Annotated in this window: 16 protein-coding genes; 15 read left to right on the top strand and 1 reads right to left on the bottom strand. The window is 54.1% G+C overall.

Features of this window, described 5'->3' with window-relative positions:
* Nucleotides 1-30: 30 nt before the first annotated feature.
* The 10 genes from cmk to DFO56_RS01495 all read left to right on the top strand — a co-directional run bounded on the left by cmk (nt 31) and on the right by DFO56_RS01495 (nt 11,502).
* Nucleotides 31-714, top strand: a complete 684-nt coding sequence (cmk, locus tag DFO56_RS01540) for a (d)CMP kinase (protein WP_017456187.1) — start codon at nt 31-33, stop codon at nt 712-714.
* Nucleotides 715-827: 113 nt separating this feature from the next.
* A complete protein-coding gene (gene rpsA, locus DFO56_RS01535) occupies nt 828-2,501 on the top strand; it encodes a 30S ribosomal protein S1 (protein ID WP_017456188.1) in 1,674 nt (557 codons plus the stop codon).
* A gap of 183 nt (nt 2,502-2,684) precedes the next feature.
* Nucleotides 2,685-2,969, top strand: coding sequence for an integration host factor subunit beta (gene ihfB / locus DFO56_RS01530; protein ID WP_007374142.1), 285 nt, complete (start codon nt 2,685-2,687; stop codon nt 2,967-2,969).
* A 216-nt stretch (nt 2,970-3,185) separates the two neighbouring features.
* Nucleotides 3,186-5,450 (top strand): ComEC family protein, encoded by a 2,265-nt coding sequence (locus DFO56_RS01525; protein WP_045506676.1) that lies wholly within the window; start codon nt 3,186-3,188, stop codon nt 5,448-5,450.
* 36 nt (nt 5,451-5,486) lie between these two features.
* Nucleotides 5,487-7,235 carry a lipid A ABC transporter ATP-binding protein/permease MsbA gene (gene msbA / locus DFO56_RS01520; RefSeq protein WP_045506679.1) on the top strand — a complete coding sequence of 583 codons (1,749 nt, stop codon included), beginning with the start codon at nt 5,487-5,489 and terminating at the stop codon, nt 7,233-7,235.
* Nucleotides 7,232-8,209, top strand: coding sequence for a tetraacyldisaccharide 4'-kinase (gene lpxK / locus DFO56_RS01515; protein WP_045506682.1), 978 nt, complete (start codon nt 7,232-7,234; stop codon nt 8,207-8,209). The genes msbA and lpxK overlap by 4 nt, the downstream gene beginning before the upstream one ends.
* A 45-nt stretch (nt 8,210-8,254) precedes the next feature.
* Nucleotides 8,255-9,484 carry a winged helix-turn-helix domain-containing protein gene (locus DFO56_RS01510; RefSeq protein ID WP_045506685.1) on the top strand — a complete coding sequence of 410 codons (1,230 nt, stop codon included), beginning with the start codon at nt 8,255-8,257 and terminating at the stop codon, nt 9,482-9,484.
* A gap of 53 nt (nt 9,485-9,537) precedes the next feature.
* Entirely contained in the window at nt 9,538-9,720 is a 183-nt protein-coding gene (ycaR, locus tag DFO56_RS01505; protein WP_020457241.1) for a protein YcaR, read from the top strand.
* Nucleotides 9,717-10,463: a 3-deoxy-manno-octulosonate cytidylyltransferase gene (kdsB, locus tag DFO56_RS01500; protein WP_017456194.1), complete on the top strand. Its 747-nt coding sequence runs from the start codon at nt 9,717-9,719 to the stop codon at nt 10,461-10,463. Before ycaR ends, kdsB begins: the two co-directional genes overlap by 4 nt.
* Nucleotides 10,464-10,608: 145 nt before the next feature.
* Nucleotides 10,609-11,502, top strand: coding sequence for a YcbJ family phosphotransferase (locus DFO56_RS01495; RefSeq protein WP_045506688.1), 894 nt, complete (start codon nt 10,609-10,611; stop codon nt 11,500-11,502).
* Here the strand turns inward: DFO56_RS01495 and elyC are convergent.
* On the bottom strand, nt 11,482-12,258 hold the full coding sequence (gene elyC / locus DFO56_RS01490) for an envelope biogenesis factor ElyC (RefSeq protein WP_045507238.1): 777 nt from the start codon (nt 12,256-12,258) through the stop codon (nt 11,482-11,484). The genes DFO56_RS01495 and elyC overlap by 21 nt on opposite strands.
* A gap of 118 nt (nt 12,259-12,376) precedes the next feature.
* Here elyC and cmoM point away from each other — a divergent pair, with 118 nt between their 5' ends.
* From cmoM to ldtD, 5 genes are all read left to right on the top strand, one after another.
* Nucleotides 12,377-13,171, top strand: coding sequence for a tRNA uridine 5-oxyacetic acid(34) methyltransferase CmoM (cmoM, locus tag DFO56_RS01485; RefSeq protein ID WP_045506689.1), 795 nt, complete (start codon nt 12,377-12,379; stop codon nt 13,169-13,171).
* A complete protein-coding gene (gene mukF, locus DFO56_RS01480) occupies nt 13,164-14,486 on the top strand; it encodes a chromosome partition protein MukF (protein ID WP_020457245.1) in 1,323 nt (440 codons plus the stop codon). The genes cmoM and mukF overlap by 8 nt, the downstream gene beginning before the upstream one ends.
* On the top strand, nt 14,467-15,171 hold the full coding sequence (gene mukE, locus DFO56_RS01475) for a chromosome partition protein MukE (RefSeq protein ID WP_045506691.1): 705 nt from the start codon (nt 14,467-14,469) through the stop codon (nt 15,169-15,171). The genes mukF and mukE overlap by 20 nt, the downstream gene beginning before the upstream one ends.
* A complete protein-coding gene (mukB, locus tag DFO56_RS01470) occupies nt 15,171-19,619 on the top strand; it encodes a chromosome partition protein MukB (protein WP_045506694.1) in 4,449 nt (1,482 codons plus the stop codon). Before mukE ends, mukB begins: the two co-directional genes overlap by 1 nt.
* 184 nt (nt 19,620-19,803) lie before the next feature.
* Nucleotides 19,804-21,606, top strand: coding sequence for a L,D-transpeptidase (gene ldtD, locus DFO56_RS01465; RefSeq protein ID WP_045506697.1), 1,803 nt, complete (start codon nt 19,804-19,806; stop codon nt 21,604-21,606).
* The last annotated feature ends 135 nt before the right edge of the window (nt 21,607-21,741 follow it).

The following is a 21,741-nucleotide window of genomic DNA, read 5'->3' as shown; positions in this document are numbered from 1 at the left end:
TAACGATATGCCTTGATTAAGGAGAGAAAGATGACGGCAATTGCCCCGGTAATTACCATTGATGGGCCAAGCGGCGCGGGTAAAGGCACGCTTTGCAAGGCAATGGCGGAAGCGTTGCAATGGCATCTGTTGGATTCAGGCGCAATTTATCGTGTTCTGGCGCTTGCTGCGCTGCATCACCATGTCGATGTTTCTTCCGAAGATGTTTTGGTTCCGCTGGCAGCGCACCTGGATGTGCGTTTCGTGTCAACAAATGGCCATCTGGAAGTCATTCTGGAAGGCGAAGATGTCAGCAGCGAAATCCGTACTCAGGACGTGGCAAATGCAGCCTCGCAGATTGCAGCGTTTCCGCGAGTGCGTGAAGCGTTATTGCGTCGCCAGCGCGCATTCCGTGACGCGCCGGGACTTATCGCCGATGGGCGTGATATGGGGACTGTTGTTTTTCCTGATGCGCCGGTAAAAATTTTTCTTGACGCTTCTTCTGAAGAGCGTGCGCATCGGCGCATGCTACAGTTGCAGGAGAAAGGCTTTAGTGTTAACTTTGAACGCCTTTTGGCCGAGATAAAGGAACGTGACGATCGCGATCGAAACCGTCCTGTTGCACCGCTGGTTCCCGCTGCTGATGCTTTAGTACTGGATTCAACCAGTTTAAGTATTGAGCAAGTGATTGAGAAAGCGCTACAATATGCTCGCCAAAAATTGGCTCTCGCATAAGCGACCGAATTCGTAGTACCTGCTGCAATGGAATGTGAGCAGGCATGTGAAACAACCCCATCCGGCATGAAGCCAGGTGGACGTTAAATTGAAGAATCCTGAAGATTATCAATATGACTGAATCTTTTGCTCAACTCTTTGAAGAGTCCCTGAAAGAAATCGAAACCCGCCCGGGTTCTATCGTTCGTGGTGTTGTTGTTGCTATCGACAAAGACGTAGTTCTGGTTGACGCCGGTCTGAAATCTGAGTCCGCCATTCCGGCAGAGCAGTTCAAAAACGCCCAGGGCGAGCTGGAAATCCAGGTTGGTGACGAAGTTGACGTTGCCCTGGATGCAGTAGAAGACGGCTTCGGTGAAACCCTGCTGTCCCGTGAAAAAGCTAAACGTCACGAAGCTTGGATCACGCTGGAAAAAGCTTACGAAGACGCTGAAACTGTTACCGGTGTTATCAACGGCAAAGTCAAGGGCGGCTTCACTGTTGAGCTGAACGGTATTCGCGCGTTCCTGCCGGGTTCCCTGGTAGACGTTCGTCCGGTCCGTGACACTCTGCACCTGGAAGGCAAAGAGCTTGAATTCAAAGTAATCAAGCTGGACCAGAAACGTAACAACGTTGTTGTTTCACGTCGTGCGGTTATCGAATCCGAAAACAGCGCAGAGCGCGATCAACTCCTGGAAAACCTGCAGGAAGGCATGGAAGTTAAAGGTATCGTTAAGAACCTCACTGACTACGGTGCATTCGTTGATCTGGGTGGCGTTGACGGCCTGCTGCACATCACCGATATGGCATGGAAACGCGTTAAGCATCCGAGCGAAATCGTAAACGTTGGCGACGAAATCACTGTTAAAGTGCTGAAATTCGACCGCGAACGTACTCGTGTTTCCCTGGGCCTGAAACAGCTGGGCGAAGATCCGTGGGTAGCTATCGCTAAACGTTACCCGGAAGGCACCAAGCTGACTGGTCGCGTGACCAACCTGACCGACTACGGCTGCTTCGTTGAAATCGAAGAAGGCGTTGAAGGCCTGGTTCACGTTTCCGAAATGGATTGGACCAACAAAAACATCCACCCGTCCAAAGTTGTTAACGTCGGCGACGTAGTGGAAGTTATGGTTCTGGATATCGACGAAGAACGTCGTCGTATCTCCCTGGGCCTGAAACAGTGCAAATCCAACCCGTGGCAGCAGTTCGCAGAAACCCACAACAAGGGTGACCGCGTTGAAGGTAAAATCAAGTCTATCACTGACTTTGGTATCTTCATCGGCCTGGACGGCGGTATCGATGGCCTGGTTCACCTGTCTGACATCTCCTGGAACGTTGCAGGCGAAGAAGCAGTTCGTGAATACAAAAAAGGCGACGAAATCGCAGCCGTTGTTCTGCAGGTTGACGCAGAGCGTGAGCGTATCTCTCTGGGCGTTAAACAGCTCGCCGAAGATCCGTTCAACAACTACGTTGCACTGAATAAGAAAGGCGCAATCGTAAACGGTAAAGTTACTGCTGTTGACGCTAAAGGCGCGACCGTAGAACTGGCTGACGGCGTTGAAGGTTACCTGCGCGCTTCTGAAGCTTCCCGTGACCGCGTTGAAGACGCAACTCTGGTTCTGAATGTTGGCGACGATGTTGAAGCTAAATTCACCGGTGTTGATCGTAAAAACCGCGTAGTTAGCCTGTCTGTTCGTGCGAAAGACGAAGCTGACGAGAAAGATGCAATCGCTTCTGTTAACAACAAACAGGAAGAAGGCAACTTCTCTAACGCTATGGCTGAAGCTTTCAAAGCAGCGAAAGGCGAGTAATATCAAGCGCTCTGAATTCTTTACGCTGTACCAGGACGTAAGTCACACGGCTGCAGCGTGAACGATGATGAGTTACTTGACAGATCACAGGATTCGTCCTGTAATCAATGACAAAGGGCGGCTACGGCCGCCCTTGTTAAAGCTAGTAAAGCTAATTTTGCGTTGAAGGAAACCGGAGGAATCATGACCAAGTCAGAATTGATTGAAAGACTTGCAAGCCAGCAGTCGCATATTCCGGCTAAAGCTGTGGAAGATGCTGTAAAAGAGATGCTGGAGCATATGGCCTCTACTCTTGCCCAGGGCGAGCGCATTGAGATCCGCGGTTTCGGCAGTTTTTCTCTGCACTATCGTGCACCTCGCACCGGGCGTAACCCGAAAACAGGCGATAAAGTGGATCTGGAAGGAAAATACGTTCCGCACTTTAAACCGGGTAAAGAATTACGTGACCGCGCCAATATTTATGAGTAATTTTTAGCTACACGCTGAAATTCACTTCGACGAAAAAGGCACCTGTGGGTGCTTTTTTTGTTTCTCTGACCTCTTTATTTCTGAAGCTACTTCGCACAATTTTGCAGATGCCCTGTAAGAGCGTCGAAATCCAACAGCCTGTACCGCAAAACAGCTATTCCAAACAGAAAATCCTGGCGACAGCGGGCATACTCTCCACGCAACAAGGAGGTATGCATGACGTTACCGGCATTAGCTATATGCCTGATAATTGGCATTTTGCCATTACAGTGGATGCCTTCACTACCAACGCCAGGGTATGTGTGGTTTCTGATTGCCATCGGATGTCTGTTTGCGTGTTTTCGTTCTCGCCTTTTTCGTTATTGCGCAGTCACATTACTTGCATTCGCATGGGGATTGCTGTCAGCAATGCAGGCAGTCTGGCCTGGCGAGCATCTACCTGGAGCGAGTCACCAGGCAGAAGTGGTAATTACCGATACGGATCATATGACCCGGCACTGGGGCAAAATCACTCGTCTGGACGGTAAACGCCTGTTTCCGTCAGCAGGAATAAGCTTCTATGGCCAGTATTTGCCGGAGCCAGTTTGTACTGGCCAGCGATGGATAATGACAATTAGAGCACGTGCCGTCCACGGGCAACTGAATGATGGGGGCTTCGACTCGCAGCGTTATGCAATAACTTCCCATCGTCCGCTGAGTGGCCGTTTTATGGATGCCCGTCTGAGCGACCCCCAGTGCACATGGCGCTCGCGCTACCTGCAATCATTAACCGAAACGCTGACTAAGTACCCATGGCGGCAGGTGATAGTGGCCTTAGGAATGGGCGAACGCGCAACGTTGGATGCCAGTGTCAAAGATATCATGCGGCAAACCGGTACGGCGCATTTAATGGCGATATCAGGGCTACATATTGCTCTGGCGGCAATGTTGGGCTGGCTGGTTGTTCGTGGTGTGCAATTTTTCTTTCCCGGCGGCTGGATTGGCTGGCGTTTACCCTTGCTTACTGGCGTAGGGTTTGCAATAAGCTACGCCTGTCTGACTGGTCTACAGCCTCCTGCATTGCGTACCGCTATTTCTCTTAGCGTCTGGGCCGCGTTACGGCTATCCGGGCGATTGTGGTCGCCCTGGCAGGTATGGCTTTGTTGCATTGCCGCTATCTTATTTACCGATCCCCTCGCTGTGTTATCAATCAGTCTGTGGCTGTCCGCTTTCGCAGTAGCCGCGCTGCTGTTTTGGTATCAATGGCTACCAGCCTCAACAAAACAACATACTAAGCTGGTCCAGGACAGTATCAATTTGCTTCATCTACAAGTAGGGATGACGTTATTGCTGCTTCCTGTGCAGTTATCAATTTTCCACGGCATAAGTCTGAGTTCACTAGCTGCAAATTTATTGGCTATTCCGTTGGTAACGTTTATTACCGTACCGCTCATTTTACTGGGAATGTTGCTGCACTTGATTGGTCCTGTGACGGGGGAATTGGCTTGCTGGTACCTTGCAGATAAGACACTGGATTTCCTGTTTGCTTTTCTGCACTGGCTACCTGCCGGTTGGCTTAATGTGGATATGCGCTGGCAGTGGCTGGCCTGGTTGCCGTGGCTGGCGCTGATCGTTTGGCGTTTGCATTTATGGCGGAACGTACCGGCGCTGTGTCTGGTATGTCTGACATTGCTTACTCTGCCGTTCTGGCGCAATGAACGGCAGGGGGAGTGGGCAGTGCATATGCTTGACGTCGGGCAGGGCCTGGCAATGGTGATTGAACGTAATGGCAAAGCGATACTTTATGACACTGGCGTCGCGTGGCCGGGCGGCGATAGTGGACAACAGTTGATTATTCCATGGCTGCGTTGGCATGCGCTGCAGCCCGAAGGCGTTATTTTGAGTCATGAACATCTGGATCATCGCGGGGGTCTGGACTCCTTGCTGGAAACCTGGCCGGCATTATGGATCCGTAGCACACTGGGTTGGGCTGCACATCAACCATGCTTTCGTGGTCAGCAATGGCAATGGCAGGGATTAATATTTACCGTTCATTGGCCGCTAAGCGGTACCGGGACGAAAGGAAACAACCGTTCTTGCGTAGTCAGAGTCGATGACGGTCAACACAGCTTCCTGCTCACAGGCGATATTGAAGCGGCAGGTGAGATGGCAATGCTGAGCCACTACTGGACGCATTTGCAGTCTACACTAGTGCAAGTGCCTCATCATGGAAGCAATAGTTCATCATCGCTGCCGTTTGTGCAGCGAATTGGCGGCGAAGCAGCACTGGCGTCGGCGTCGCGTTACAACGCCTGGCGATTTCCCTCGATAAAGGTGATCGACCGCTACCGTGAACAGGGGTATCGCTGGTACGACACACCACATCAAGGGCAGTTAACGGTATCGTTTACGCCACAGGGCTGGGAAATCCATAGCTTACGAGATCAACTTTTACCGCGTTGGTATCATCAGTGGTTTGGCGTCCCCAGTGATAACGGGTAGAATATGCGGCTATTTCAACAAGTGCTGGTTTTTTGAATGCATAACGACAAAGATCTCTCCACGTGGCAGACATTCCGCCGATTATGGCCAACTATTGCGCCTTTCAAAGCGGGTCTGATCGTGTCGGGGATAGCGTTAATCCTCAACGCAGCCAGCGATACCTTTATGTTATCGCTGCTCAAACCGTTACTGGATGATGGTTTTGGTAAAACCGACCGCTCTGTGCTGCTGTGGATGCCGCTGGTGGTTATTGGGTTGATGATCCTGCGAGGCATCACCAGCTACATCTCCAGTTACTGCATTTCCTGGGTTTCCGGAAAGGTGGTGATGACCATGCGCCGTCGCCTGTTCAGCCATATGATGGGCATGCCGGTTTCATTTTTTGATAAGCAATCTACAGGCACTTTACTTTCGCGTATTACCTATGATTCTGAACAGGTCGCTTCCTCGTCCTCCGGCGCATTGATTACTGTTGTGCGTGAGGGGGCATCGATCATCGGCTTGTTTATCATGATGTTCTGGTACAGTTGGCAGCTCTCGTTGATTCTCATTGTGCTGGCGCCGATCGTTTCGATAGCGATTCGCGTGGTTTCCAAACGCTTTCGTAACATCAGTAAAAATATGCAAAACACGATGGGGCAGGTGACCACCAGCGCGGAGCAGATGCTGAAAGGGCATAAAGAAGTGCTGATGTTTGGCGGCCAGGAAGTAGAAACCAGCCGTTTTGATAAAGTCAGCAACAAGATGCGCTTGCAGGGCATGAAAATGGTCTCGGCATCGTCTATTTCCGATCCTGTTATCCAGCTTATTGCGTCACTGGCGCTGGCGTTTGTGCTGTATGCCGCCAGCTTTCCAAGCGTAATGTCCACCTTGAGTGCGGGTACTATCACCGTTGTCTTTTCTTCGATGATCGCGCTTATGCGCCCGTTGAAATCCCTGACCAACGTCAATGCTCAGTTCCAGCGTGGTATGGCGGCATGCCAGACACTGTTTGCGATTCTGGATAGCGAGCAAGAAAAAGACGAAGGCACGCGGGTGATTGAACGTGCGCGCGGTGATATTGAGTTTCGCAACGTGACCTTCACCTATCCGGGGCGTGAAACGCCAGCCTTGCGCAATATCAACCTGACGATTCCGGCGGGCAAAACCGTCGCACTGGTAGGGCGTTCTGGCTCGGGTAAATCGACGCTGGCAAGCCTGATCACGCGTTTTTATGACGTCGACGAAGGCCAGATCCTGATGGATGGTCACGACTTACGTGAATATAAGCTCACGTCGTTGCGTGACCAGGTTGCGCTGGTGTCGCAAAACGTACATCTGTTTAATGATACGGTTGCCAATAATATCGCTTACGCACGTACCGAACAGTACAGCCGCGAAGAGATTGAGCAAGCAGCGAAAATGGCCTATGCCTACGACTTTATCAATAAGATGGATGAAGGGCTGGATACGGTGATTGGGGAAAACGGCGTGCTGCTTTCAGGCGGTCAGCGCCAGCGCATCGCGATTGCCCGCGCGCTGCTGCGCGACAGCCCGATCCTCATTCTTGATGAAGCGACCTCGGCGCTCGATACCGAATCTGAACGAGCCATTCAGGCCGCACTGAACGAGCTGCAAAAGAACCGTACCTCAATGGTGATTGCTCACCGTTTGTCGACCATCGAACAGGCCGACGAAATTGTGGTGGTGGAAGATGGCCGTATCGTTGAACGTGGCACCCATGCGGATCTGCTGGAACAACGTGGGGTCTATGCTCAGCTTCACAAAATGCAGTTTGGCGAATGATTGCACGCATCTGGTCCGGTGAATCCCCGCTGTGGCTGCTGTTGCTACCGCTCTCATGGCTTTACGGCCTGGTGAGCGGTGCCATTCGTTTCGCCTATCGCATTGGTTTAAAAAAATCCTGGCGTGCACCGGTTCCTGTTGTGGTCGTTGGCAATCTGACGGCAGGCGGCAACGGTAAAACGCCCGTTGTCATCTGGTTGGTGGAGCAACTACAGCAGCGTGGCATACGTGTTGGCGTGGTGTCGCGTGGCTACGGTGGTAAAGCAGCTCATTACCCGCTCGTGCTGACACCCGAAACCACTACGGCTCAGGCCGGGGATGAACCGGTACTGATTTATCAACGCACTGGCGCGCCGGTTGCGGTTTCTCCCGTCAGAAGCGACGCCGTCAGTGCGATTCTTGCGCAATACCCGGTACAACTGATCATTACGGATGACGGTTTGCAACATTATAAGCTGGCGCGTGATAAGGAAATTGTCGTTGTTGATGGCGTCAGGCGTTTTGGCAATGGCTGGTGGTTGCCCGCAGGGCCGATGCGTGAGCGGGCGTCGCGTTTAAAAAGTGTGGATGCCATCATTACCAACGGCGGTGTAGCCAGAGCGGAAGAGATCCCGATGCGTTTGCGCCCTGGACTGGCTGTTAATCTGCGTACCGGCGAACGCCGTGACGTTCACACACTGACCAATATCGTTGCGATGGCAGGAATCGGCCATCCGCCGCGTTTCTTTGCTACTCTCACCGAGTGTGGTGCAACGCTGCAAAAGACGGTAGCGCTTGCCGATCATCAGGCGTTATCACTGCATGAGGTAAAGCCACTGGTGAAACCGGGGCAGACACTGGTGATGACCGAAAAAGACGCGGTAAAGTGTCGGTCATTTGCTGAGGATAACTGGTGGTATTTGCCTGTAGACGCACAGCTCGAGGGGGAGCAGGCGCAAAAATTACTACAGGAATTGTTCACTCTGGCGCGCTGACGGTTGTTGCATCGGCTGCGCCCTGTTAGATAAACAGGAACCTCCATGTCCGTGCCACAACTTTCGTTGACTGCTGCCCGTCATCTGCATCTCGCAGCCCAGGGACTATTACGTAAACCTTCCCGTCGGGCAAAACCGTGCGATATTCTCTCCACTATTCAGCGCATGTCGCTGTTGCAAATTGACACCATCAATATTGTTGCCCGCAGCCCTTATCTGGTGCTTTTTAGCCGCCTTGGGCACTACCCGCAGCACTGGCTTGATGACGCGCTACGCAACGGTGACCTGATGGAGTACTGGGCGCATGAAGCCTGTTTTCTGCCGCGTGAAGATTTTGCGCTGGTGCGCCATCGCATGCTGGCGCCAGATAAAATGGGCTGGAAGTATCGCGAAGCGTGGATGCAGGAACATGCGGCGGAAATAGAGCAGCTCATTGCACATATTGCGCAAAATGGTCCGGTGCGTTCGGCAGATTTTGAACATCCACGTAAAGGTGCCAGCGGCTGGTGGGAGTGGAAGCCGCATAAGCGGCATCTGGAAGGGCTATTTACGGCCGGAAAAGTGATGGTGGTGGAACGTCGCAATTTCCAGCGTGTTTATGATTTAACGCAGCGTGTTGTGCCGCACTGGGATGATGCTCGCGATCTGCTCTCACAGGATGCTGCGGAGTACCAGATGCTGGAAAACAGCGCTCGCAGTTTAGGACTGTTTCGCGCCCAGTGGCTGGCGGATTACTACCGCTTGCGGAACGTAGCATTACCGTTAGTGCTGGAGAAGATGCAGGATGCGGGAACCATTTATCCCGTCAATGTCGAAAACATAGGTCCGGCCTGGCTGCATGCCTCCTTATTGCCGCTGCTTGAACAGGCGCAGGCTGGCAAACTTGTCGCTACTCATAGCGCGGTGCTTTCACCGTTTGATCCCGTAGTCTGGGATCGTAAACGGGCCGAACAACTGTTCGATTTTAGCTACCGTCTGGAGTGCTATACCCCGGCCCCGAAACGACAATTTGGCTATTTTGTGTTGCCATTGTTGCATCGTGGCCGACTGGTGGGGCGTATGGATGCAAAAATGCACCGTAAAGCGGGCATACTGGAGATTATTGCCCTGTATCTGGAAGATGGCGTTAAACCCGGGCATTCGCTGGAAAAGGGGTTGCTAGGCGCGATTACCGACTTTGCCCGCTGGCAGGGGGCGTCGCGGGTCACGTTCTCGCGACTGCCTGCGGGGTTATTTGCCGCATGCCGCGCCGGGCTGGAAATAGACGCGGCGTAAGAAATGAATATGATAAGCTTAAACCGTTAATTATCGGTGTATCAGGAGGAAAGATGGATCACCGTTTACTTGAAATTATTGCCTGCCCGGTGTGTAACGGCAAACTGAATTACACCCAGGATAAACAAGAACTAATCTGCAAAATCGACAGCCTCGCCTATCCGGTGCGGGACGGTATTCCGGTATTACTGGAAACCGAAGCTCGTTCATTAACTGCCGAAGAGAGCCGGCCATGAGTTTCGTTGTTATCATTCCCGCGCGTTATGCTTCCACTCGCTTGCCCGGCAAACCTTTAGTCGACATTAACGGTAAGCCCATGGTGGTGCATGTGCTGGAGCGCGCCCGTGAATCCGGCGCTGAGCGTATTATCGTGGCGACGGACAACGAAGAGGTGATGCATGCGGTCCAGGCGGTTGGCGGTGAAGTCTGTATGACCCGCGCCGATCATCAGTCCGGCACTGAACGCCTTGCCGAAGTCGTGGAAAAATGCGGTTTCAGCGACGATACCGTCATCGTCAATGTGCAGGGTGATGAACCCATGATCCCGCCGGCGATTATTCGCCAGGTGGCAGAAAATCTCGCCGCGCGTGATGTTGGAATGGCAACGCTGGCGGTACCGATTCACAGCGCGGAAGAGGCGTTCAACCCGAACGCGGTGAAAGTGGTGATGGACGCCGAGGGTTACGCGCTCTACTTCTCCCGCGCCACGATCCCCTGGGATCGCGACCGTTTTGCACAATCTCGCGAGACGATTGGCGATACCTTCCTGCGCCATATCGGCATTTATGGCTATCGCGCCGGTTTTATCCGCCGTTATGTCAGCTGGCAAACCAGCCCGCTTGAGCAGATAGAGATGCTGGAGCAACTGCGTGTGCTCTGGTACGGCGAGAAAATCCACGTTGCCGTTGCCAGTGTGGTGCCGGGAACCGGTGTAGATACCCCGGAAGATCTGGCGCGCGTCCGCCAGGAGCTGCGTTAATCCCTCCATCCCCTCCATCCCCTCCAGCCGGAGGGGATTTGCCGCTGGCCGGCGAAATTCTTATGCTGTTTTGATCTCATCAGGATGACATCTATGCTATCGGCGCTCATTATAAAAGCAGTCATCTTTGTGAGGGCAATCTGCTATGGAACAACTGCGCGCTGAACTGAGTCATCTGTTGGGTGAAAAACTGAGCCGCATGGAGTGCGTCAGCGAAAAGCCGGATTCCGCACTCTGGGCGCTGTATGACAGCCAGGGTAATCCGATGCCGCTGCTGGCACGAAGCTTCTCAACGCCTGGCATTGCGCGACAGTTAGCCTGGAAGATATCAATGCTGGCGCGCGGCGGGGCTGTTCGCATGCCAGTTGTTTATGGTGTCATGACGCATGAAGAGCATCCGGGGCCGGATGTGCTGCTCATCGAACGCCTGCGCGGCGTACCGGTTGAAGCGCCAGCGCGTACGCCTGAGCGCTGGGAGCAGCTTAAAGATCAAATCGTTGAGGCATTACTTTTCTGGCACCGCCAGGATAGCCACGGTTGCGTTGGCACCGTTGACAGTACCCAGGAAAATATCTGGCCTTCCTGGTATCGCCAGCGCGTGGAAGTGCTGTGGACCACGCTCAACCAGTATCACAATACCGGGTTGACGATGCAGGATAAGCGCGTGCTGTTTCGTACTCGCGAGTGCCTGCCCGCGCTGTTTGATGGTTTTAACGATAACTGTGTGCTGGTGCATGGCAGCTTTAACTTGCGCAGTATGTTGAAGGATGCCCGCAGCGACCAGTTACTGGCAATGGTTGGGCCTGGCATTATGCTCTGGGCGCCGCGCGAATATGAATTGTTCCGGCTGGTGGAAGGTGCGCAGGCAGAAGGATTGCTCTGGCATTATCTCCAGCGCGCGCCGGTTGCGGAATCCTTCCTGTGGCGGCGCTGGCTCTACCTGTTATGGGATGAAGTGGCGCAGTTGGTGAATACCGGACGGTTTAACCGCGCTAACTTCGATCTTGCCTCGAAATCCCTACTCCCCTGGCTGGTCTGAGCTGCCTTTCAGCCACTGCCAGAGACGCCCTAACGTTTCATAACCCACCCGGTCGCTGTGCATCAGCCACACCGGGGATGGGATAATGCGTTCCCACGGATTAAGCGGTGAGGCAATTGCCAGTTGGTTTGCCGGCGCGGGCAATGGATGCAGGCCAGCATGCTGGAAGAAAATCATTGCGCGTGGCAGATGAGACGCTGAAGTCACCAGCAGGAAAGGCGCATCGCCAATCGCCTCTTTCACCGCGAGCGCTTCCCGCTCGGTATCTTTCGGTTGATCCAGCGTTATGATGGCGCTACGCGGCACGCCCAGGCTTTCAGCGACGCGTGCGCCAGCTTCCGCCGTGCTGACCGGGTTGGTTTGCGCCGCCGCACCGGTAAAGATCATTTTCGAACCAGGGTTGGCCTGCCACAGACGAATGCCCTCCGTCAGACGCGGCAGGCTGTTATTAATCAGGTTTGAACTCGGTGCCCACGCATCGTTCCAGGTATAACCACCACCGAGAATCACGATGTATTTTATCGGCTGCGTACCGCGCCAGGTGGGATAGGTGTCTTCAATCGGTTTTAAAAAGCGATCGGCAACGGGCTGCATACTCAACAGCAATAAAACCAGCCACCCGACGCTGATAAGGACTTTGCCGGTTTTCTGCCAGCGGCTAAACCAGATCAGCGCAATGCCCAGTCCGATCAGCAAAAGCAAAAAAGGCAGAGGCAGCATCAGGCCGCCGATGTATTTTTTGAGAGTAAAAAGCACCGTATCCGTCTCCTTTTTGACCATATAGCAGGCCTTTTGCGCCGATCTTACACCAGATGGGTTCATTATCGGCACGGCTGTGACAAAATAGCGGTTTTGCCAGGAGCGTGGAGCACCCATGAAGGATCGCAATTTCGACGATATTGCCGAGAAGTTCTCGCGCAACATCTACGGCACGACTAAAGGTCAGCTGCGTCAGGCGATTCTGTGGCAGGATCTTGATGCACTGTTGGTCCGGATGGGCAACCAGCCATTGCGTGTGCTGGATGCTGGCGGTGGGGAAGGCCAGACGGCGATTCGCATGGCGCAGTTGGGTCATCGCGTCACGCTCTGTGATGTGTCGAAAGCGATGATCACACGTGCCCAGGCGGCGGCAGAAGAGAAAGGTGTGAGCGGTAACATGCATTTTATACAATGCGCCGTTCAGGACGTTGCTCAGCATTTGGAATCGCCAGTTGATCTGATATTGTTCCATGCTGTGCTGGAATGGGTCGCAGAACCGGTTCCTGTATTGCAAATATTGTGGTCGGTGTTGCGCCCCGGCGGCGCGTTGTCATTGATGTTTTACAATGCCGACGGCTTGCTGATGCACAACATGGTGGCAGGAAATTTTGACTATGTGAAAGTCGGTATGCCGAAGCGCAAAAAACGTACCCTTTCCCCGGATTTTCCGCGTGCTCCTGCGGATGTTTATGGCTGGCTCGAACAGATTGGCTGGCAGATAACGGGCAAAACGGGTGTGCGCGTGTTTCACGATTATCTGCGCGAAAAACACCAGCAGCATGACTGCTTTGACGCGTTACTTGAACTGGAAACACGCTATTGCCGCCAGGAACCCTATATTAGCCTTGGCCGCTATATTCACGTGACCGCGCTTAAGCCGCAAATCGATGAAAGGACAAACGATGAGTGAATTTTCCCAGACAGTCCCCGAACTGGTTGCCTGGGCCAGGAAAAATGATTTCTCCATCTCGCTGCCGGTCGACAGGCTCTCTTTTTTGCTGGCCATCGCCACGCTCAATGGTGAGCGTCTGGATGGGGAAATGAACGAAGGTGAACTGGTCGATGCCTTTCGCCATGTGAGCGATGCGTTCGAGCAAACCAGTGAAACCATTACTCAGCGCGCGAATAACGCCATAAACGACCTGGTGCGCCAGCGTTTGTTAAATCGCTTTACCAGTGAGCTGGTGGAGGGCAATGCCATCTACCGTCTGACGCCGCTGGGCATTGGCATTACTGATTACTACATTCGCCAGCGCGAGTTCTCCACGCTGCGTCTTTCTATGCAGCTTTCCATTGTGGCCAGCGAGTTAAAACGCGCCGCAGACGCGGCACAGGAAGGCGGAGACGAATTTCACTGGCATCGCAATGTTTACGCGCCGCTGAAATACTCGGTCGCGGAGATTTTTGACAGCATCGATCTGACGCAGCGCCTGATGGATGAACAGCAGCAACAGGTCAAAGATGATATTGCACAACTGCTGAATAAAGACTGGCGCGCGGCCATCTCCAGTTGTGAATTGCTGCTGTCTGAAACCTCCGGTACGTTACGCGAACTGCAGGATACGCTCGATGCCGCCGGGGATAAATTGCAGACCAACCTGTTGAGCATTCAGGATGCGACCCTCGGGCGCGATGATCTCGAATTCCTCGATCAACTGGTCTTCAACCTGCAAAGTAAGCTGGATCGTATTGTGAGCTGGGGCCAGCAGGCCATCGATCTGTGGATTGGTTACGATCGCCACGTACACAAATTTATCCGTACCGCTATCGATATGGATAAGAACCGCGTCTTTGCCCAGCGTTTGCGTCAGTCGGTACAATCCTATTTCGATGCGCCGTGGGCGTTAACCTACGCCAGCGCCGACAGGCTGCTGGACATGCGCGATGAAGAGATGGCGCTGCGTGATGAAGAAGTCACAGGTGAGTTGCCGCCGGATCTGGAGTACGAAGAGTTTAACGAAATTCGCGAACAGCTGGCGGCGCTTATTGAGCAGCAACTGGCAATTTATAAGACCAAAGGCGTGCCGCTGGATCTCGGCCTGGTAGCGCGCGAGTATCTGGCGCAATATCCGCGTGTTCGTCATTTCGACATCGCGCGCATCGTGGTTGATCAGGCGGTACGTCTTGGCGTAGCGCAAGCAGATTTCACCGGACTGCCGCCGAAGTGGCAGCCGATTAATGATTACGGAGCCAAGGTACAGGCGCATGTCATCGACAAATATTGAACAAGTGATGCCGGTTAAACTGGCACAGGCGTTGGCTAACTCTCTGTTTCCGGCACTGGACAGTGCATTGCGCTCAGGGCGACATATCGGCCTCGACGAGCTGGACAATCACGCTTTTTTAATGGATTTCCAGGAGTATCTGGAAGAGTTTTACGCGCGCTACAACGTTGAGCTGATCCGCGCACCGGAAGGTTTTTTCTATCTGCGCCCGCGCTCCACCACGCTTATCCCGCGCTCGGTGCTTTCCGAGCTGGATATGATGGTGGGTAAAATTCTTTGCTATCTCTATCTCAGCCCGGAGCGTCTGGCAAATGAAGGGATCTTCACCCAGCAGGAGCTTTACGACGAGCTGTTGTCGCTGGCGGATGAAGCGAAGCTGCTGAAGCTGGTGAATAACCGTTCTACCGGTTCCGATCTTGACCGACAAAAGCTGCAGGAAAAGGTACGCTCTTCGCTGAACCGCCTGCGCCGTCTCGGCATGATCTGGTTTATGGGTAACGACAGCAGCAAGTTCCGTATCACGGAGTCCGTGTTCCGCTTTGGCGCCGATGTGCGCTCGGGCGATGATGCGCGTGAAGCGCAGCTGCGCATGATCCGCGACGGTGAAGCGATGCCTGTCGAAAACCATCTGCAGCTCAATGATGAGCCTGAAGATAATCAGCCGGATAGCTCGGAGGAAGAGTAATGATTGATCGCGGTAAATTTCGTTCGCTGACGCTGATTAACTGGAACGGCTTTTTTGCCCGTACGTTTGACCTGGATGAGCTGGTGACAACACTCTCCGGGGGCAACGGTGCCGGCAAATCGACCACAATGGCCGCTTTTGTTACGGCATTGATTCCGGATTTGACGCTGCTGCACTTCCGTAACACCACCGAAGCGGGCGCGACCTCGGGTTCGCGTGATAAAGGCCTGCACGGTAAATTGAAAGCCGGTGTCTGTTACTCGGTGCTGGATGTGATCAACTCCCGCCATCAGCGCGTGCTGGTGGGGGTGCGTTTGCAACAGGTCGCCGGTCGCGACCGCAAAGTGGATATCAAACCGTTTGCGATTCAGGGCTTGCCTACCTCGATGCTGCCAACGCAGCTGTTGACGGAAACGCTGAATGAGCGTCAGGCGCGCGTGCTTTCTCTGCAGGAAGTGAAAGACAAGCTGGATACGATGGAAGGGGTGCAGTTCAAGCAGTTCAACTCCATCACCGATTACCATGCGCTGATGTTTGACTTAGGGATTGTCGCGCGTCGTTTACGTTCGGCCTCGGATCGTAGCAAGTTCTATCGTCTGATTGAGGCTTCGCTGTACGGCGGTATCTCCAGCGCCATTACCCGTTCGCTGCGCGACTATTTGCTGCCGGAAAACAGCGGCGTGCGCAAAGCGTTCCAGGATATGGAAGCGGCACTGCGTGAAAACCGCATGACGCTGGAAGCGATTCGCGTGACTCAGTCGGATCGCGATCTGTTTAAGCATCTCATCAGCGAAGCCACCAACTATGTGGCGGCGGACTATATGCGCCACGCCAACGAACGGCGGGTGCATCTGGACAAAGCGCTCGAGTTTCGTCGCGATCTGTTTACCTCGCGCCAGCAACTGGCGGCAGAGCAGTATAAGCATGTCGATATGGCGCGCGAACTCTCCGAGCATAGCGGTGCGGAAGGGGATCTGGAGGCCGACTATCAGGCCGCCAGCGATCATCTGAATCTGGTGCAAACCGCGCTGCGCCAGCAGGAAAAAATCGAGCGCTACGAAGCGGATCTCGACGAACTGCAAGTTCGCCTTGAAGAGCAGCATGAAGTGGTGGCCGAAGCCGCCGAGCGTCAGGAAGAGAACGAAGCCCGCGCAGAAGCCGCCGAGCTTGAAGTGGATGAGCTGAAAAGCCAGCTTGCCGATTACCAGCAAGCGCTGGATGTCCAGCAAACGCGCGCCATTCAGTACAACCAGGCGCTGCAAGCGTTACAGCGAGCAAGAGAGTTATGCAACCTGCCGGATTTGACGCCGGAAAGCGCCGACGAATGGCTGGAAACTTTCCAGGCGAAAGAGCAGGAAGCGACGGAAAAACTGCTGTCGCTGGATCAGAAATTAAGCGTGGCGCAAACCGCGCACAGCCAGTTCGAGCAGGCGTACCAACTGGTAGCAGCGATTAACGGCCCGCTGGCGCGTAACGAAGCCTGGGATGTGGCGCGTGAGCTGCTGCGGGATGGCGTTAACCAGCGCCATCTGGCCGAGCAGGTACAGCCGCTGCGTATGCGTCTGAATGAGCTGGAACAGCGTCTGCGTGAGCAGCAGGATGCCGAGCGTTTGCTGGCTGAGTTCTGCAAGCGCCAGGGCAAACAGTATGACGCAGACGATCTTGAAGCGCTGCACCAGGAACTGGAAGCGCAAATCGCCGCACTCTCTGACAACGTTTCCGCCGCTGGTGAGCAGCGCATGGCGATGCGTCAGGAACTGGAACAATTACAGTCTCGTATTCAATCGCTGACCAAACGTGCGCCAATATGGCTGGCGGCGCAGAGCAATCTGACGCAACTGTGCGAGCAAAGCGGTGAGCAGTTCGAGTCCGGGCAGGACGTGACAGAGTATCTGCAACAACTGCTTGAGCGTGAGCGTGAAGCAATCGTTGAACGCGATGAAGTGGGCGCGCGTAAACGTGCTGTCGATGATGAAATCGAACGTTTAAGCCAACCTGGCGGTGCCGAAGATGGCCGTCTCAATGCGCTGGCGGAGCGTTTTGGCGGTGTACTGCTGTCGGAAATCTATGACGATGTCAGCATTGACGATGCGCCGTATTACTCCGCGCTATACGGGCCATCGCGTCATGCGATTGTGGTGCCGGATCTGTCGCAGGTCGCCGAAATGCTGGAAGGTCTGGAAGACTGCCCGGAAGATCTCTATCTGATCGAAGGGGACCCGCAATCCTTCGATGACAGCGTGTTTAGCGTTGATGAGCTGGAAAAAGCGGTGGTGGTGAAAATCGCCGATCGCCAGTGGCGTTATTCACGCTTCCCGACGCTGCCGCTGTTTGGCCGCGCGGCGCGCGAGAGCCGTATCGAAAGCCTGCATGCAGAGCGTGAAGCGCTGGCAGAGCGTTTTGCCACCCTCTCTTTTGATGTACAGAAAACGCAGCGCCTGCATCAGGCATTCAGCCGCTTTATCGGTAGCCACCTGGCGGTAGCCTTTGAGGACGATCCGGAAGCGGAAATTCGCACCCTCAGCAGCCGCCGTGGCGAGCTGGAGCGCGCAATCAGTAACCATGAAAATGACAACCAGCAAAACCGCGTGCAGTTCGAACAGGCGAAAGAGGGCGTTGCCCAGCTTAACCGCTTGCTGCCGCGTATTAATCTGCTGGCTGACGATACCCTTGCCGATCGCGTGGATGAAATTCAGGAACGCCTGGACGAAGCGCAGGAAGCGGCGCGGTTTATTCAGCAGTTTGGCAACCAACTGGCGAAACTCGAACCGGTTGTTTCCGTACTGCAAAGCGATCCGGAACAGTTTGAGCAGTTAAAGGCAGATTATGCCACCTCGCAGCAGGTGCAGCGTGATGCCCGCCAACAAGCGTTCGCCCTGGCGGAAGTGGTACAGCGCCGTGCGCACTTCAGCTACTCCGATGCCGCTGAAATGTTTAACGGTAATAACGATCTCAACGAAAAACTGCGCCAGCGCCTGGAACAGGCAGAAGCGGAGCGTACCAAAGCGCGTGAAGCGATGCGTAGCCATGCCGCGCAATACAGCCAGTACAACCAGGTACTGGCTTCGCTGAAGAGTTCGTTCGATACCAAAAAAGAGCTGCTCAACGATCTGCAAAAAGAGTTGCAGGACATTGGCGTTCGCGCCGACAGCGGAGCAGAAGAACGGGCGCGTATCCGTCGTGACGAGCTGCATGCACAGCTCTCCGGTAACCGCGCACGCCGTAACCAGCTGGAAAAAGCCATCACCTTCTGCGAAGCGGAGATGGATAACCTGACGCGTAAATTGCGCCGTCTGGAACGCGATTACCATGAAATGCGTGAACAGGTGGTTACCGCGAAAGCAGGATGGTGCGCGGTGATGCGCATGGTGAAAGACAGCGGTGTTGAACGCCGTCTGCACCGCCGCGAGCTGGCCTACCTTTCTGCCGATGAATTACGCTCGATGTCGGATAAGGCGCTCGGTGCTCTGCGTCCGGCAGTTGCGGATAACGAACATTTACGCGATGTGCTGCGTCTTTCCGAGGATCCGAAACGACCGGAGCGTAAGATCCAGTTTTTTGTCGCGGTGTATCAGCATCTGCGTGAGCGTATCCGCCAGGATATTATTCGTACTGATGATCCGGTTGAAGCCATCGAACAGATGGAGATCGAGCTTAGCCGCCTGACGGAAGAGCTGACGTCCCGTGAACAGAAGCTGGCGATCAGCTCGCGCAGCGTGGCGAACATTATTCGCAAAACCATTCAGCGCGAGCAGAACCGTATACGTATGCTGAACCAGGGGCTGCAAAGTGTCTCCTTCGGCCAGGTGAATAGCGTGCGTCTGAATGTGAATGTGCGGGAAACCCATGCCACATTGTTGACGGTGCTTTCTGAGCAGCACGAGCAGCATCAGGATCTGTTTAACAGCAGCCGCCTGACCTTCTCGGAAGCACTGGCGAAACTTTATCAGCGTCTGAATCCGCAAATCGATATGGGTCAGCGTACACCGCAAACCATCGGCGAAGAGTTGCTGGACTACCGCAACTATCTTGAGATGGAAGTAGAAGTTAACCGTGGTTCCGACGGCTGGCTGCGCGCGGAATCTGGTGCGTTGTCGACCGGTGAAGCGATTGGTACCGGGATGTCGATTCTGGTAATGGTGGTGCAGAGTTGGGAAGATGAAGCGCGTCGCCTGCGCGGTAAAGACATCTCTCCGTGCCGCTTGCTGTTCCTTGATGAAGCCGCACGTCTGGACGCCCGCTCTATCGCAACACTGTTTGAGCTGTGCGAACGTCTGGAAATGCAGCTCATTATCGCGGCACCGGAAAATATCAGCCCGGAAAAAGGCACCACTTACAAACTGGTGCGTAAAGTCGTGCAAAATCATGAGCATGTGCACGTTGTCGGCCTGCGCGGTTTTGCCGCTCAGCTTCCGGAAACGCTTCCTGGCACGGCGAATGCGTCGTAAGAAAGTAGCATGCGAAAGGGCGACAGTAATGTCGCCCTTTTTGTTTGCCGAAAGCTATTGCCAGCCCGCGTTTAATCTTTAAACTTCTTTACATTAGGGAAGGCAAATGCTTTTTTGTCTTTATATACTGAGAGAAAGGTGACGAATTTGTCACGAGCAATGTAAGAGAAACAGGGGGCAAGGGATGTTGCTTAAGAAGTCGTATGGTCGTCGAATGTCGGCGCTGAGTTTATGCCTGGCATTCGCATTCGCTCCACTGTTTAGTGTGCAGGCCGATGAGCCTGAAATCGTGCCGGTGGATAGCTCGGCGACGCCAGGTGAGCAGCCAACCGTGCTGCCGCAGCCGCAGGAACAGTCGCCTGCGACGGCGATGTTGATCGGCGTGAAACCTTTCCCGTCTGGCGTTTCCGTTGCTGATGTGCGCGCACAGCTTCAGTCGCAATTGCCAGCCAACTGGACGCCGGTCTATATGGATCAGCTCGCTGCGTTATACGCCGCGCGCGGGCAAAAACCGATGTGGGATAACCGCGAGGCGGTGCAGGCGTTTCAGCAGCAACTGGCAGAAGTAGCGATTGCAGGGTTTCAGCCACAATTTACTACCTGGGTTGAATTACTCACCGATCCCGCGGTTTCCGGCATGGCGCGCGATGTTGTGCTGTCTGATGCGATGCTGGGATATTTGCACTTTGTCTCGGGTATCCAGTCGAAGGGCCAGCGCTGGCTCTATAGCGACAAACCTTATGCACTCACAACGCCTGCCATTTCGGTCATTAACCAGTGGCAACTGGCGCTGGACAATGGATCTCTGCCTGGTTTTATCAATCATCTTGCACCACATCACCCGCAGTATGCTGCTATGCACCAGTCACTATTGGCGCTGGTGGGCGATGCTCGTCCGTGGCCGCAAATCACCAGCACGGTGACGTTGCGTCCGGGGCAGTGGAGCAATGATATTCCGGCACTGCGTGAGATCCTGCAGCGCACCGGTATGCTGGAGGGAGGACCAAATATCGCCTTACCGGGTGATAACGTCGCCGTTAGCCCTTCGGCTCAGCACGTGAAAAAAGCGCAGCCGACGCGCGCAGCATATGACCGCCAACTGGTGGAAGCGGTCAAACGCTTCCAGGCATGGCAAGGGTTGCATGCGGATGGCGTGATTGGCCAGGGGACGCGCGACTGGCTGAACGTAAGTCCGTCGCAGCGCGCCGGGTTACTGGCGCTGAATATCCAGCGCTTGCGTTTGCTGCCGGGTACGCTTTCGACCGGCATCATGGTCAACATTCCTGAATATTCGCTGGTTTATTACCTCAACGGTAACCAGGTGCTGGCATCACGGGTGATCGTGGGCCGCCCGGACCGCAAAACGCCGATGATGAGCAGCGCGCTGAATAACGTGGTGGTTAACCCGCCGTGGAACGTGCCGCCAACGCTGGCGCGTAAGGATATTCTACCGAAGGTATGGAACGATCCGGCTTATCTTGAGCGCCACGGTTATACCGTATTGCGAGGATGGAACAGCAAGGAAGCGATCGACCCGTCCATGGTTGACTGGGCGACCATCACGCCTGCGAACTTACCATTCCGTTTCCAGCAGGCTCCTGGTGCGCAGAATTCGCTGGGACGCTATAAGTTCAATATGCCGAGCTCGGACGCTATCTATTTGCATGATACGCCGAACCATAATCTGTTCCAGAAAGAGGCGCGGGCATTGAGCTCTGGCTGCGTGCGTGTCAATAAAGCCTCTGAGCTCGCTAATATGCTGTTGCAGGATGCGGGATGGAACGATACGCGGATTTCTGATGCGCTAAAACAGGGAGATACGCGTTATGTCAATATTCGTCATGATATCCCGGTCAATCTCTATTACCTGACCGCCTTTGTCGGTGCTGACGGGCGGACGCAGTATCGTACAGATATTTACAATTATGATCTGACGGCGCGATCGGGTGCACAAATCTTGTCGAAAGCTGAACAATTAATCAGATAAATGAAGCAGTTTCAGTCAGCGTGTTGTCGTAATAACTGGTAGAAAATGGGCTCTGGAGGCTACAGAGCCCGTATTTACTGGGATGAGGCAGCCTTGACGTGGCGTTTGTTGCCCGGTAAGGTGCCTCTCGTGCGC

This window comes from Kosakonia sp. AG348 (assembly GCF_003337365.1).
Lineage (GTDB): Bacteria > Pseudomonadota > Gammaproteobacteria > Enterobacterales > Enterobacteriaceae > Kosakonia.
This window is presented reverse-complemented; position numbering and strand designations above follow the sequence as displayed.

Coding starts and splice junctions, on each gene's coding strand:
- cmk (WP_017456187.1), top strand. CDS start 31: ATGACGGCAATTGCCCCGGTAATTACCATTGATGGGCCAAGCGGCGCG.
- rpsA (WP_017456188.1), top strand. CDS start 828: ATGACTGAATCTTTTGCTCAACTCTTTGAAGAGTCCCTGAAAGAAATC.
- ihfB (WP_007374142.1), top strand. CDS start 2,685: ATGACCAAGTCAGAATTGATTGAAAGACTTGCAAGCCAGCAGTCGCAT.
- DFO56_RS01525 (WP_045506676.1), top strand. CDS start 3,186: ATGACGTTACCGGCATTAGCTATATGCCTGATAATTGGCATTTTGCCA.
- msbA (WP_045506679.1), top strand. CDS start 5,487: ATGCATAACGACAAAGATCTCTCCACGTGGCAGACATTCCGCCGATTA.
- lpxK (WP_045506682.1), top strand. CDS start 7,232: ATGATTGCACGCATCTGGTCCGGTGAATCCCCGCTGTGGCTGCTGTTG.
- DFO56_RS01510 (WP_045506685.1), top strand. CDS start 8,255: ATGTCCGTGCCACAACTTTCGTTGACTGCTGCCCGTCATCTGCATCTC.
- ycaR (WP_020457241.1), top strand. CDS start 9,538: ATGGATCACCGTTTACTTGAAATTATTGCCTGCCCGGTGTGTAACGGC.
- kdsB (WP_017456194.1), top strand. CDS start 9,717: ATGAGTTTCGTTGTTATCATTCCCGCGCGTTATGCTTCCACTCGCTTG.
- DFO56_RS01495 (WP_045506688.1), top strand. CDS start 10,609: ATGGAACAACTGCGCGCTGAACTGAGTCATCTGTTGGGTGAAAAACTG.
- cmoM (WP_045506689.1), top strand. CDS start 12,377: ATGAAGGATCGCAATTTCGACGATATTGCCGAGAAGTTCTCGCGCAAC.
- mukF (WP_020457245.1), top strand. CDS start 13,164: ATGAGTGAATTTTCCCAGACAGTCCCCGAACTGGTTGCCTGGGCCAGG.
- mukE (WP_045506691.1), top strand. CDS start 14,467: ATGTCATCGACAAATATTGAACAAGTGATGCCGGTTAAACTGGCACAG.
- mukB (WP_045506694.1), top strand. CDS start 15,171: ATGATTGATCGCGGTAAATTTCGTTCGCTGACGCTGATTAACTGGAAC.
- ldtD (WP_045506697.1), top strand. CDS start 19,804: ATGTTGCTTAAGAAGTCGTATGGTCGTCGAATGTCGGCGCTGAGTTTA.